General features: G+C 37.0%; 12 protein-coding genes. 9 read left to right on the forward strand and 3 right to left on the reverse strand.

All coding sequences use genetic code 11. The annotated features are described in order from the left end of the window. Positions 1 to 278 precede the first annotated feature (278 nt). The gene (locus tag OQ292_RS33595; protein ID WP_284688513.1) at positions 279 to 818 is read left to right on the forward strand and encodes a helix-turn-helix domain-containing protein; all 540 of its coding nucleotides are present in this window, start codon (positions 279 to 281) and stop codon (positions 816 to 818) included. A 90-nt stretch (positions 819 to 908) separates the two neighbouring features. On the opposite strand, the gene OQ292_RS33600 is transcribed toward OQ292_RS33595, so the two are convergent. Continuing rightward, on the reverse strand, positions 909 to 2,072 hold the full coding sequence (locus OQ292_RS33600) for a phosphatidylinositol-specific phospholipase C1-like protein (RefSeq protein ID WP_284688514.1): 1,164 nt from the start codon (positions 2,070 to 2,072) through the stop codon (positions 909 to 911). A 107-nt stretch (positions 2,073 to 2,179) separates the two neighbouring features. Next, on the reverse strand, positions 2,180 to 3,370 hold the full coding sequence (locus OQ292_RS33605; RefSeq protein WP_284688515.1) for a DUF5009 domain-containing protein: 1,191 nt from the start codon (positions 3,368 to 3,370) through the stop codon (positions 2,180 to 2,182). A 378-nt stretch (positions 3,371 to 3,748) separates the two neighbouring features. Between OQ292_RS33605 and OQ292_RS33610 the strand changes: the two genes are divergently transcribed. The 4 genes from OQ292_RS33610 to OQ292_RS33625 all read left to right on the forward strand — a co-directional run bounded on the left by OQ292_RS33610 (position 3,749) and on the right by OQ292_RS33625 (position 6,695). Next, positions 3,749 to 4,480 (forward strand): hypothetical protein, encoded by a 732-nt coding sequence (locus OQ292_RS33610; RefSeq protein ID WP_284688516.1) that lies wholly within the window; start codon positions 3,749 to 3,751, stop codon positions 4,478 to 4,480. 95 nt (positions 4,481 to 4,575) lie between these two features. Then, complete coding sequence (locus OQ292_RS33615) at positions 4,576 to 5,646, forward strand: dipeptidase (protein ID WP_284688517.1); 1,071 nt, start codon at positions 4,576 to 4,578, stop codon at positions 5,644 to 5,646. 78 nt (positions 5,647 to 5,724) lie between these two features. Beyond that, on the forward strand, positions 5,725 to 6,042 hold the full coding sequence (locus OQ292_RS33620) for a hypothetical protein (protein WP_284688518.1): 318 nt from the start codon (positions 5,725 to 5,727) through the stop codon (positions 6,040 to 6,042). Continuing rightward, a complete protein-coding gene (locus OQ292_RS33625) occupies positions 6,039 to 6,695 on the forward strand; it encodes an ATP-binding cassette domain-containing protein (protein ID WP_284688519.1) in 657 nt (218 codons plus the stop codon). The genes OQ292_RS33620 and OQ292_RS33625 overlap by 4 nt, the downstream gene beginning before the upstream one ends. Before the next feature lie 105 nt (positions 6,696 to 6,800). Here OQ292_RS33625 and OQ292_RS33630 read toward each other — a convergent pair whose 3' ends face one another. Next, complete coding sequence (locus OQ292_RS33630) at positions 6,801 to 7,487, reverse strand: NUDIX hydrolase (RefSeq protein ID WP_284688520.1); 687 nt, start codon at positions 7,485 to 7,487, stop codon at positions 6,801 to 6,803. Positions 7,488 to 7,638: 151 nt separating this feature from the next. Between OQ292_RS33630 and OQ292_RS33635 the strand changes: the two genes are divergently transcribed. From OQ292_RS33635 to araA, 4 genes are all read left to right on the forward strand, one after another. Then, positions 7,639 to 9,324, forward strand: coding sequence for a ribulokinase (locus OQ292_RS33635; RefSeq protein WP_284688521.1), 1,686 nt, complete (start codon positions 7,639 to 7,641; stop codon positions 9,322 to 9,324). 22 nt (positions 9,325 to 9,346) lie between these two features. Next, a complete protein-coding gene (locus OQ292_RS33640) occupies positions 9,347 to 10,048 on the forward strand; it encodes an L-ribulose-5-phosphate 4-epimerase (RefSeq protein WP_284688522.1) in 702 nt (233 codons plus the stop codon). A 40-nt stretch (positions 10,049 to 10,088) separates the two neighbouring features. Continuing rightward, the gene (locus tag OQ292_RS33645; RefSeq protein ID WP_284688523.1) at positions 10,089 to 11,966 is read left to right on the forward strand and encodes a sodium:solute symporter family transporter; all 1,878 of its coding nucleotides are present in this window, start codon (positions 10,089 to 10,091) and stop codon (positions 11,964 to 11,966) included. A gap of 61 nt (positions 11,967 to 12,027) precedes the next feature. Beyond that, positions 12,028 to 13,527 (forward strand): L-arabinose isomerase, encoded by a 1,500-nt coding sequence (gene araA, locus OQ292_RS33650; protein ID WP_284688524.1) that lies wholly within the window; start codon positions 12,028 to 12,030, stop codon positions 13,525 to 13,527. Positions 13,528 to 13,576: the final 49 nt, after the last annotated feature.

Consider the following 13,576-nt stretch of genomic DNA (forward strand, 5'->3'; position numbering starts at 1 on the left):
AGACAGTTTTTTATTGGGCTGAAAGAAGATAGAAATTGTCTTTTTTTTAGTAGATAATATAACTTTTTGATGAGTTTGAATGTGTGTACGTAGGCGGTTAAATCTTAGGTAGTCTAAATTTTTGTAGCTAGATGAGTTGGATGAAAGTAGTTGAAAAAATACGCTCTAAATTAATCTGATAATCTGGGTGATGATTTACGTCGATTGATGGTTCTTATAAATATCGTGATGAATTAAATGTGATGAAAGTACAAAATAATAAATTTTATATAAAAAATATGGTCTGCCCCCGCTGTATAGACACTGTACAGCATATTTTTAATGATTTACAGATCGAAACTACTGATGTGAAATTGGGGGAAGTAAAGGTGAAAACTTCTATTTCTGATAAAAAAAAGCAGTTTTTAGAAAAGCAGTTAGAAGATAAAGGCTTCGAATTATTACAAGATAGAAAGTCGAAACTGATTAGCCAGATAAAAGCAATTATTATTGAATTGGTTCATCAAGAAGATGAGCCTAGAAATATTAATTTTTCTACCATAATTGCAGAAAGGCTCAACCATGAATACTCTTCGCTAAGTAGGTTGTTTTCTTCTGTTGAAGGAATTACCATTGAAAAATACATTTTGAAACAGAAAATTGAGAAGGTAAAAGAGCTGCTTTTTTACGATGAACTCACACTTTCTGAGATTGCTTTTAAGATGAACTATAGCAGTACCGCACATCTTTCTGCCCAATTCAAAAAAGAAACTGGCATGACTCCTACACAGTTTAAAAACCTAAGAAAACCCGGCCACCACTCACTAGATTCTTTTTAAAGTATAAAAAAAAAAATTGGCAGCGATAAATATTGCTGCCAATTGGATTAAGCTCAAAAAAAAAGCATGTAGTATCGCTAAACTAGAAGGTTACTCTACTTTAGCATGGTCGTCTATTGGTTCTAAAAGGTCAGGTTTGCAATTCTCTTTCGTATTAATTGGGTTGCATCTGGCAATTACACCATCAGGCATTTTTATCTGGAATCCAGTTCCCAATCTTTCGTCTGGTAAATAATAATCTGTGCTGATAAACTGTGCGCCAGACTCCAAAGCATCTTCAAAGCGTGAGTAATCTCCTTCGCGAGCTTCGGTGGTGTTGGCATCGGCACGAGTACGAACTATGTAGCCCATAGCTACCAGCGTTTTTATAGAATCTTTATAATTTACAGGATCGTTCATGAACACAAAGCCAGCTTCGGGCTTGCCCGGCTCTACTTTAACAAACATCACTCGATCTTTTAATGATGGATGTCCATCTATGTAAGGTTTACTTTTTTCAGTGCCTTCGTCGAGTACAAACATAAACTTACCACGCGCATCTTCAATTAATGGCCAGTTGTTGTTGAGTACAGCTTCTTCTAACGTAGCATAATCTCCGCGTACATCATCGGGGCGAATAATTTTCTCTGCTGGTAAAACAGATAGTATTTCTGCGTCTAGCGAGTCATAAGCTGCTTTGGTAAAAGGCAACATTTCGGCAAATCCTTCCCTTTCTACTTCGCCAGTTTTAGCATTAAAAGAAATGGCAATTGGTAAATGCTTCGGATGAGCTGCTGACCATTGCTTTAGCTCTTCTAAACAAGATGCTAGAGTGTAGCAACTTGTACGAAAATCGATATCAGGAATGTGCAATACTTTAAAACCGGGAGCATTTAACTCTCCATCAGTATCGAATGGGAGCGGCTCAATGCCTTTTTCTTGTAGTAGTTTTAAACCCATTGGTTTGGCAAATCTACCACCTTGCGGATCGTACAACACATCTATTTCTACCTTGCGCAAACCCAAATCTAACTGCTCGCTCAAGCTTACATGTCTGTAATCCAGTGCAATGGCATTAGAATCTTCTGCAAGTATCATTTCCATAAGAGGTGGCTCAATTTGAGGCTTGTAACTATTATGGCTGCCAATTACTTGGATTTGGTTGATTCTTAAAGCACTAGTTTCTTCCTGAGATGCAGTTTGCTTGGCATTGTTGCAAGAGAACAATGAAGCGGCAAACAAAAAGCTCAGTCCAGAAAGAATATTTAATTTCATTTATAAATCTATGTTTTAAAATCGATTCAAAGTTGAGGAAAATTTACGGATAGCCCGTCATCTAAAAGTTAACAGTCGATGAACTTTATGAGAAGAGGCTTATGTCTCTACAAATGCAACCTAATTTTTAATTTATTAAACACCTTCATCATCAACAGCATAATGGTTGAAAATACCAAACACCAGATAATGCCAGGAATACCGCTGTTAAAATAATTGGGTACAATGCTAATGCCTACACTCAGATTAAAGTAAATGATAATCCCCGGTAAGATGTAAATAAGTAATGGGTTTGCGGCGGCTGGCATAAAAAACTCACTCCATTTGGTTTGCTTTTTTATTTCCATCAACCAAAATAAAAAGTAATACAATGCTGTGCAGATGGCTGCTGAATATAAACCCCAAGAAGGTGTTCCCCTAATCTTAGAAACTTCGTAATAAGGTCTTAACAAATAGCCCATTACAAACAGGAGTAGGCCAAAACCAATGGCTTTCAGGTTTACTGTTTTTAATGCTTCACCTTCGAAAAAGAGCAACGAAAGTATTACTCCAGCACTTACAATAGAGGCATGGGTCATGTGCCCGGCAACAAAACTAAAGACATAAAAATCTTTGATGGCGACACCTTCAGTAAGGTTAACACAGTTGGCAATTACACAAATAAAGAAGAATGCAAACATAGCGATCAGGTTTCCTTTGGCAAACCAATAGAAAACAACAGTGAGCAAATATGCCCAACCAATAAGGCCAAGAATTCCCCACCATCTTGGAGGTGTACCAATATTGCCATTGTCTTGCACATAGAGGAAATACAAAGCCACAAAGCCAAGAATGCCTCCGTATTTTAGAATGTTTTTTACTATTTCTGGTACAGATTCGTCATACTTATTCCACACAGGGATAGGCAGCAGATAAGCAAAAAATGCCCAAACAGCCGGATCAATCATCATTAAATAATCACTATAGCCTCCGCTAGCATTTACCATATATACACCCATAATGATGAGCGCCAATGTTCTTTTAAGTGTATGCTGCCAAATGGTATAATCGGAATCGCCCTTAATGAGTCGGGCATTAAATGCGAAAGGAATCGACATACCCACAATAAACAAAAAGGCAGGGAAAACCACATCTACAAAAGTCATGGCATCGGCATCGGCGGGCATGTGTTTCATCCACTGCGGAATGTTGGCAACACCAGCCAGTTCGTTCACGAAAATCATCACGAAAATGGTAATTCCCCGAAAGGCATCAATGGAGATAATTCTTTTATTGTAGAGGTTTTCTTTAACGATCATAGTTTAGTTTATTAAAGCAGCAAAATATAAAATTTTACCAGAGATGTATATCAACTCTTGACGAATGCTGAATTTTTACATTTGAATGGGATGCACAAACGCTAACTGCAAAATAAATTCGGGTTACTGCAAACAGGTTGTTGATTTCCTGTAATTATACAATATTACAAATGGTTGAATTTATGATAGATAGAATTTCCAAGAGATTCAATTAGCTTAAAAAGCGTTGGTCGAAAATCCGGCGGGGATGTGCGTTGGTTAGTGTGTGGCAGCATCGGATTTTCTTGATTTTTTTCATTCTTTTTTCATCAAGGAAAAAAGAACATAGAAGAAAGGAATGTATCTATTCTTATTCATGAATTTTTTTAGATTTCAATTATGTCAAAACTCTTATCCTTTTTCTTAGTACTCATCTGCATGGCTGCTTGCAAGCCAGACAATTCAGATAAAATTACTGGTTTATGGCAAATTGAATATTTCGCTTTAAAGGGCAAGAAAGAATACAATTTGGCTTGGCAGGGCATAAAAATAAAGAAAGATGGCTCATTTGTAAGTTGGAACACCCGACAACATTTTGCTGGTAATTGGAAAATGGATGGAGATACTTTGTTTTTAACGAATGAAGAAACTGAGTGGATTAACTCTAAGTGGTTGCTGAATATTTATACACATCCTAATCATTTTAGAAGAATGATTGAAGGAAAGCTTCTTAGTACAGTCACCCAGCAAATAGATTTTACTTTATCTAAGGTGCATCACCTAGCCGAAGATCATGTAAATACGCAACTAATTAGCCAGCCTGGACCAGAAATTCAGTTGCTCGGTAAGTGGAAGATGGAATCTATTGCCAGAGGAGATTCGCTAGATTTACTAAATGAGCAGTGGGTGGTTTTTAATGAAAACAATACTTACCTAATGGGTCAAGGAGAAGAAAAATATGGGAATCATGGAGTTTGGCTTTTAGATAGAGATGTGGCGAAAATTAGCTTAATCAGTTTTTCTAATAAATACCCAGATTCGGCTTGGGAATTCGAGCTGAATGAAAATCAACTAATCATAAAAACCAACAAGCAAGAAGTAAAGCTTAGTCGAGATATGGATAGTTTATGATAAATTTAATTCCATCTTAAAATGCCCAAAATCTGATGAATAGGTGATATTTTAGTAAATTATCTCAAAAAAATTAACAAACACACCGATTCATTATGATTACCCGAAAAGACTTTATTAAGCAGCTTGGTGCTTTAGCCAGCCTTTCAATCATTCCAGATTTAGCGTTTTCAAATTCCATTTTTGGTGATAAAAATGCGAATGCTTCTACTTACAATGTATTCGATTTGCATTGCCATCCGGGCGCTTTTTTTAGAAAAGGCAGTTCCTCATACGCAGGCGACGATAATTTTAAGAAAGTGATAAACGATATGAATGCCAATCATATAAATGGTGTGTTCTTGAGCATTGTATCAGACCTTAATTTGCTAAAGGTGACGGAGAAAGGAGTTAAACCAGTTAGAAGTTTTGAAAAAGGGGAGGCTTGGCAAAGTTTTGAGCAACAACTCAGCGTAATTCAAGAACTCGTTGCACTTTCTGATACTAGTATTATCAATTCAGTAAAGGAATTAGATAAGTCGAAAAAAGTAGCTGTTTTTATCTCTTGCGAAGGAGCAGATTTTGTAGATGGTGATATAGATAACATAAATAGGGTGTTTGAGCTGGGAGTGCGCTCTGTGCAATTGGTACATTATGCACCAAACACAGTGGGCGATTTGCAGACAGAAAGCCCCATAAACGACGGTTTATCGGCTTATGGCAAAGAAATCGTGAAAAGAATGAATGAAGTTGGGATGTTAATTGACGTGGCTCATGCCTCTTTTAAAACTGTAAAAGATGTCGCTGAGATAACATCAGCCCCAATTATGTTATCGCATAGTATTTTAAAGAAAGACACCAATGATCCTGTAAATGCCAGAGCAATTACAGAAGAGCACGCAAAAATAGTTGCAGAAACAGGTGGTATTATTGGCGCATGGCCTTCTGGGCTAAACACCGATATGGATGATTTTGTGGCAGCAACTATCGAGTTGGTAGATGTAGTTGGAATCGATCATGTAGCATTAGGCACCGATATGGATGCCAATTACAAACCCGTAATTAAAGACTATTTTGATGTGCAAAAGTGGGTAGCTGCATTAGAAGCAAAAGGTCTGTCTAAAACAGAAATAGACAAACTTACCAGTGCAAATGCTAAAAGAGTGTTGAAAAAAACATTGAAATAAAATTTTAGAAATTTTCACACAGTGAGTTAAATATGTTAAAAAGCAGGCATACCTAGAGGCACTTAGCTAATTTGGAGTATGCCTGTACATCTACGAAATTGGCTTTTAGCCAGCAAATACATTTTTAGAGAGCATACTTTAAAGAATTTAGTCTTCACTTTTTTGGGTGCAAGTTGGCTACTTATCTATGAAGCTACAGATTATTCAGATATTTTCTGGATAAAAGTAGTAGGCTTTTCCGGTACTTGTTTAGCCTATTATTGGAGCAGAAAAAAGCACTTGTATTTCTTTTACAATCTAGGCTTAAATATTTGGTCGCTTCTAGCTACTTCCTTTGTCATAGACTTATTTACTACCATTCTTATACTTACCATTTTTAATCTAACATTTCTTTGAGTTTACTAGAAGTTGATAGTGTGCAACTGTCTTTTGAAGGCAGAAAAATTCTTTCTAATGTTTATTTAAATTGTGCTACCACAGAGATTGTCGGGTTATTAGGTAGGAATGGTGCTGGTAAATCGAGTTTGCTAAAAATAATTTTTGGTTCGCTCAAAGGTGAGTCTCAAACTGTAAGGTTAAATAAAACCTATTCACCGCAATTGTTTCGGATGCCAAATGCTGTGCATTATATGCCACAAGATGGTTGTGTAATGGATTATTTTAGTTTTGATGATCTAATAAACATCTTCCAACTACAAGCACATCTCGATAAAATCTTTGAGCTAAAAGAAATTAAGAAGAATAGAAAGAAACGCGTAGGAAGCCTTTCTGGTGGCGAAAAAAAGCTCATGGAAATTATCACTCTTTTATATAGTAAAAGTGAATTTGTAATTTTAGACGAACCCTTCTCATACTTATCGCCGATCTTAATCGAGAAACTCATTCCTCATTTGCATTATCAGGCTCAAATCAAAGGAATCATTTTAACTGATCACCAGTACGAAACTGTTTTTCAGGTTTGCAATAAATATTATGTATTAAATCAAGGCATCATCAACCAAGTGCAACAAGTATCTGAACTGGCTGCTTTTGGTTACATTAGACAGTGAACAGATAACAGTCAACAAGTAACAGTGATCAGTCAACAGTATTCAGTTAACAATTATCATTGGACAGTTATCATTTAATCTTCAAAAAAACAGAAAACCGAACTATTATAGCTCAAAGTTAAAGCCTTTTACTACGAGTGCTTCGTATTTTTTCTTATCGAATTTATAGAGAAAAGCGCCTTTTTTGGAGGTTTCTTTTTGCTTCTCGTTGAGCTTCTTCAAAATCCCTTTCGATAGAATTTTCTTGCTAAAATTTCTTCTATCAAAATTAGTTTGGTGAATTACCTCATATAATAATTGTAGCTCTGGAATAGTAAATTTATCTGGCAGTAGCTCAAAACCAATTGGTTGATATCTGGCTTTTTGTCTAAGCCTTTGTAGGGCTTTCATAATCATCTCATTATGGTCGAAAATGAGGTCGGGCATTTCTTCGAGTGTAAACCATTTTCCATTGTGCGACTCCACCAGTTCTTGATCGTGCTCTTCTAGTTTAATAAGCGCGTAGTAAGCAACAGAAATTACCCTTTCTCCCGGATCACGCTGTACATTACCAAAGCAATGCAACTGCTCCATAAATATATTTGAAAGTCCGGTTAGGTGCTGCAACAAGTTTTTTGCAGATATATCTAAATCTTCGTCTGGCTGTAAAAATCCTCCTACTAAAGACCAGTTTCCTTTTGAGGGTTCAAAATCTCTTTTGATTACAAGGAGTTTTAATTCCTTTTTGTCGAAACCGAAAATAATGCAGTCTAATGCTACTAAAACAGGTTTCTTTTCCTGGTAAAAATCCACTCGCTATGTTTCTTTTAGTTGATTCGAAAAAATGGGGTACGCATAATTAATACTACAAATAAAGAAGAATTTTGCAATTATTAAAATTAAGTGTATCTTAGACACATAATATATACCTATTATAAATAACACCTTATTAGAGCCTAAGAAAATGAAACAAACTAAATACGTGATTGGGATGGATTTCGGTACTGATTCTGTACGTTCTGTTCTAATTAATGCGGCAGACGGCTCAGAGTTAGCCAGTGCAACATCGGAGTATAAGATGTGGAAAGAGGGCAAATATTGTATCCCTTCTAAAAACCAATTTAGACAACACCCATTAGACTACATTGAAAGCATGAAAGAAACCATAAAAGGTGTGCTTTCTGATGTAAGTGAAGACATTCGAGAAAATGTGGTTGGAATGGCAGTAGATACTACAGGTTCTACTATTATAGCAGTGAATGAAGAAGGTACTCCATTGGCCATGACACCGGAGTTTAAAGAAAACCCCAATGCGATGTTTATTCTTTGGAAAGACCACACGGCTACCAAAGAAGCGAAAGAAATTAATGAACTAGCTAAAACCTGGGGAGGAGAAGATTATACAAAATACGAAGGAGGAATTTATTCATCAGAGTGGTTCTGGGCAAAAATTCTGAGAACTATCAGAGTAGACGACGAGGTGAAGAGTAATGCATACTCATGGTTAGAACACTGTGATTGGATTCCCGCTATACTTACAGGAGAGACAGACCCCAAGACCTTAAAAAGAAGTCGTTGTGCTGCTGGGCATAAAGCGATGTGGCATAAAGACTTTGGCGGCTTACCTCCAGAAGAATTCTTTGTAAAATTGGATCCTCTTTTAGCTGGTACCAGAGATAGGTTGTTTATGGATGAAACCTATACTTCTGATGAAGTAGTTGGTACATTAACTCCTGAGTGGGCAAAAGAACTAGGCTTACCAGAATCAGTAAAAGTAAGTGTAGGTGCATTCGATTCGCACATGGGTGCAGTGGGTGGTGCAGTAAGCGACTATACATTATGTAGAGTAATTGGTACTTCTACTTGCGACATTTTAGTAGCACCAACCGAAGAAGTAAAAGATATTTTAGTAAGTGGTATTTGTGGTCAAGTAGATGGTTCTGTAATTCCGGGTATGGAAGGTATGGAAGCTGGCCAGTCTGCTTTTGGCGATATCTATGCTTGGTTTAAAAATGTGTTGGCTTGGCCAATTAAAAATATTATTAGTGAGAGCACGCTTTTAGATGAAGCTACCAAAGAGAAGCTTATCAAAGAAGCGACAGACGGCATCTTACCTAAGTTAACCGCAGAAGCAGAAAAAATTCCTTTAGAAACTTCTTTACCAGTAGCCATCGACTGGATGAACGGTAGACGTACTCCAGATGCGAACCAATTATTAAAAGGAGCTATTACCGGCTTAAACCTCGGTAGCGATGCACCTAGAATTTTCAGGTCTTTGGTAGAAGCTACAGCATTTGGTTCTAGAGCCATTGTAGATCGCTTTCAGGAACAAGGAGTAAATATCAAAAAGATTATTGCTTTGGGTGGAATTCCTCAAAAATCTCCATTCGTAATGCAAATACTTGCTGATGTTTTAAATAGAAATATCATTGTGGCTTCATCATTACAAACTTGCGCATTGGGAGCTTCCATTTTTGCAGCAACAGCCGCAGGTGTATACGATTCTGTAGCAGAAGCGCAGAAAGTAATGCAAAGCGGATTTGATAAAGAGTATGAGCCAATTCCTGAGAATGTAGATAAATACAAAGTGTTGTATGCGAAATACAAAGAAATAGGAAAATTCCTCGAAGAGAAAATTCATACAGACTGAGTAATTAAAAAAGAATTTAAAAATGAGTAAATATAAAGAACTGAAAAGGGAAGCATATGAAGCAAACATGCAGCTTCCCGAGCTGGGATTAGTGCTTTTTACATTTGGTAATGTAAGTGCGGTTGATAGAAACGAAGCTGTATTTGCTATTAAGCCAAGTGGTGTGCCTTATCCGTCGTTAAAGCCAGAAGATATTGTAATCGTAGATTTTGAGAACAATATTGTGGAGGGTTCTATGCGTCCTTCATCAGACACAAAGACACATGCAGTACTTTACAAAACTTGGGATAAAATTGGCGGTATTGTACATACGCATAGTACTTACGCTACTTCTTGGGCGCAATCTCAATTAGATATTCCTATCTTCGGTACTACCCACGCAGACCATCTTACCAAAGATATACCTTGTGCTCCGGTAATGAGTCCCGAAATGATTAAAGGCGACTACGAACACGAAACTGGTTACCAGATCATCAACGATTTCGAAAAAAGAGGATTCTCTTACGAAGAAGTTGAGATGGTGCTAGTATCTAACCACGCTCCGTTTACTTGGGGAAAAAATGCTGAGAAAGCTGTTTACAATAGTGCAGTTTTAGAAGAGGTAGCTAAAATGGCTTTCCTCACCAGACAAATAAACCCAGAGGCACCAAAATTACCAGATTCTTTAATTAATAAACATTATGAGCGTAAGCACGGCAAAGATGCGTATTACGGTCAGTGTTAAAGACTAAATATAACAACATACAAACATCAATTATGTAAATATGGAAAGTACCTTCTCGACGCTAGACTATATTATATTTGTAGTCTATTGTATTGTGATAGTCAGTATTGGACTATGGATATCCCGCTCTAAAGGAGGGCAGGAAAAAACTGCTAAAGATTACTTTTTGGCAGATAATACTTTAACTTGGTGGGCTGTTGGTGCCTCGTTAATTGCAGCAAATATTTCTGCTGAGCACTTTATAGCCATGTCTGGTTCTGGTTATGCAATTGGTTTAGCTATAGCAGCTTACGAATGGGTTGCAGCAATCTCACTCATTATAGTTGCCAAATATTTTCTCCCTATTTTTCTTGAGAAGAAAATATATACCATGCCGCAGTTTATCAATATGAGATTTAACAGAAAGGTGAGTACTTTCTTTGCGATCTTCTGGTTGCTAGTGTATGTGTTTGTAAACCTAACTTCGGTAAGTTACCTCGGTGCATTGGCACTAGAAAAAATAATTGGTGTTCCGCTTATTTGGGGAATTGGCGGTTTGTTAATTTTCTCAGGATTATATTCTATCTATGGTGGTTTAAGCTCTGTTGCATGGACAGACGTAGTACAAGTAATCTTCTTAGTAGGAGGTGGCTTGGTAACTACTTTTCTTGCTTTAGAAGCAGTTGGAGAAGGAAGTGTAATGCACGGTTTCAACCACATATATAATGGTGCTAAAGATCACTTTTCTATGATTGTAGAAAAAGGGATGATTATGGTGCCAGATGGAGATGGTGGTGAAAAAGATGCTTTTAACGATTTACCCGGCGTTGCTGTATTATTAGGAGGTATGTGGCTAACTAACCTGGGTTACTGGGGTTTTAACCAGTATATTATTCAAAAAGGTTTGGCTGCTAAGAGTTTGAGAGAAGCAAAACAGGGTTTAATATTCGCAGGTTATTTAAAAATTCTTATTCCTTTGTTGGTGGTAATCCCCGGTATTACTGCTTATGTATTAATGACAGATTTTACCCCAGAGCAACTTTCTGTTATGTTGGGCAAACCAGTAGAAGCAATTGGTTCTATTGATAAATCTGATGAAGCTTACCCTTGGCTATTGAAAAACTTTGTACCTGTAGGTGTAAGAGGTTTGGCATTTGCTGCACTGGCTGCTGCTATTGTTTCTTCACTAGCATCTATGATCAACAGTACATCTACCATATTTACGATTGATATCTACAAAGAATTTATTAAACCAGATGCTAACGATAAGCAGCTTGTAATGGTTGGTAGAATTGTAGCTTTAGTAGCTCTATTAATTGCTTTAGTATTTGCACCATTGCTCAACAGTCTCGATCAAGTATTCCAATACATTCAAGAGTATACAGGTTTTATTTATCCGGGAGTGGTTTGTGTATTCTCAATGGGTTTATTCTGGAAACAAATTACCTCAAGGGCTGCACTTTGGACTGCTGCGGTTACCATTCCAATAGGTATTGTATTTAAAGTGGGTTTCCCAGAAATTCCATTTATTCTTAGAATGGGCTATGTGTTTATGATACTTTGTGTTTTTGCATCAGTAATAAGTTTCTTCGATAAAGGCGCTCATGTAAAAACCGATTTGCCACCAGTAGGTAAGCAAAAGGTGTTGGTAAACTTGAGTTATGTATTTTTTATAGTAGGTGTTGTTGCCCTAGTTCTTGGATTGAGTTTTTCTGGCTCTATGGCAGAACTCGGTTTCGAAGCCATATTTATGATGTCTGTTATGTTCATCATGTTAGGTATTATTTTTTACACTAATGCCAAGCTCGATTATGAAGATGTGAAAAAACTTAACTTAGAAAACGCAGCTACACTGTTTAAAACAGATGTTGTATTCAATGTTGGAGCCATAGGTATAGTGGCTATAATTAGTGTATTATATGGAGTTTTCTGGTCTTAGAAAGTCCGGCAACAAATTTTGTATTAGCTTAAAAAAATGAACAACTATTAATGATAATATTATGATTGATTTAAAAGAATTTGAAGTATGGATGATTACAGGTAGCCAACACCTGTACGGAGAAGAAACGCTTAAGCAAGTAGATGAACACTCTAAAGAAATTGCAGCATACCTAAATGACGCTGCGGCAATTCCCGTTCGCGTGATATTTAAACCAGTAGTAAAAACTCCTGATGAAATATATAACATCATTGTGCAGGCGAATGCTGAATCAAAATGTATTGGTCTTATCACTTGGATGCACACTTTCTCACCTGCAAAAATGTGGATCAACGGTTTATCAATCCTAAATAAACCATTGCTTCATTTACATACGCAGTACAATCAGGCAATTCCTTGGTCTTCTATAGACATGGATTTTATGAACCTAAACCAGTCTGCACACGGTGACAGAGAATTTGGGTTTATGTGTACTAGAATGAAAGTGCGTCGTAAAGTAGTAGTTGGCCACTGGAAAAACCCAGAAGTACTTAATAAGATTGGTGTATGGACAAGGGTAGCTTCTGCTTTGGAAGATAGTCGTGGTGGTAAAATCGCTCGTATTGCAGACAACATGCGCGAAGTAGCCGTAACCGATGGCGATAAAGTGGAAGCACAAATGAGATTTGGTTACTCAGTAAATGGCTATGGTATTGGTGATGTAGTAAAATTTGTAAACGAAGTTTCTGATAGCGAAGTAGCTGCTTTATTAAAAGTATACGAAGAAACTTATGAGTTAAGCAAATCTCTATTAGCCGATGGTGCTCAACGTGCATCTCTAGAAGATTCAGCTAAAATTGAAATTGGTTTAAGAGCATTTTTAGAAAGCGGAAACTTTAAAGGTTTTACCGATAGCTTCGAAGTACTACACGGAATGAAACAATTACCGGGTATCGCAACACAACGTCTAATGGCAGACGGTTACGGTTTTGGTGGCGAAGGCGACTGGAAAACTTCTGCCTTAGTAAGAGCCATGAAGGTAATGGCAGTAGGCTTAGAAGGTGGTAACTCATTTATGGAAGATTATACTTATCACTTCCAACCGGGAGCAGATCGTATTTTAGGTTCTCATATGTTAGAGATTTGTCCTTCAATTGCGAAAGGAACTGTTAAATGCGAAGTACATCCTCTATCAATTGGTGGCAAAGAAGACCCTGCTCGTTTGGTGTTCAACGTAGGAGCTGGTGATGCAATTAATGCTTCTATGATTGATATGGGAGATCGTTTCAGATTGTTGGTAAATGAGGTTGAAGCAGTTGAAATTCCAGAAGAATTACCAAAATTACCAGTGGCAAGAGTGCTTTGGGATCCTAAACCAAACTTAAGTACTGCTACAACTGCTTGGATATTAGCTGGTGGAGCACACCATACTTGCTACAGCCAAAATCTAAGTACAGAGTACATGGAAGATTTTGCAGATATGTTAGATATCGAATTGGTAACCATCGATGCTGATACTAAGATAAGCAGATTCAAAAACGACTTAAAACTAAATGAAGCTTACTATAAATTTAATAGATAAGGTAAGCTAAAGATAACCTACAGCTATGAATAAATTTAATATTGCAGGT

Source organism: Chondrinema litorale (assembly GCF_026250525.1).
Lineage (GTDB): Bacteria > Bacteroidota > Bacteroidia > Cytophagales > Flammeovirgaceae > Chondrinema > Chondrinema litorale.

Coding starts and splice junctions, on each gene's coding strand:
- OQ292_RS33595 (WP_284688513.1), top strand. CDS start 279: ATGGTCTGCCCCCGCTGTATAGACACTGTACAGCATATTTTTAATGAT.
- OQ292_RS33600 (WP_284688514.1), bottom strand. CDS start 2,072: ATGAAATTAAATATTCTTTCTGGACTGAGCTTTTTGTTTGCCGCTTCA.
- OQ292_RS33605 (WP_284688515.1), bottom strand. CDS start 3,370: ATGATCGTTAAAGAAAACCTCTACAATAAAAGAATTATCTCCATTGAT.
- OQ292_RS33610 (WP_284688516.1), top strand. CDS start 3,749: ATGTCAAAACTCTTATCCTTTTTCTTAGTACTCATCTGCATGGCTGCT.
- OQ292_RS33615 (WP_284688517.1), top strand. CDS start 4,576: ATGATTACCCGAAAAGACTTTATTAAGCAGCTTGGTGCTTTAGCCAGC.
- OQ292_RS33620 (WP_284688518.1), top strand. CDS start 5,725: ATGCCTGTACATCTACGAAATTGGCTTTTAGCCAGCAAATACATTTTT.
- OQ292_RS33635 (WP_284688521.1), top strand. CDS start 7,639: ATGAAACAAACTAAATACGTGATTGGGATGGATTTCGGTACTGATTCT.
- OQ292_RS33640 (WP_284688522.1), top strand. CDS start 9,347: ATGAGTAAATATAAAGAACTGAAAAGGGAAGCATATGAAGCAAACATG.
- OQ292_RS33645 (WP_284688523.1), top strand. CDS start 10,089: ATGGAAAGTACCTTCTCGACGCTAGACTATATTATATTTGTAGTCTAT.
- araA (WP_284688524.1), top strand. CDS start 12,028: ATGATTGATTTAAAAGAATTTGAAGTATGGATGATTACAGGTAGCCAA.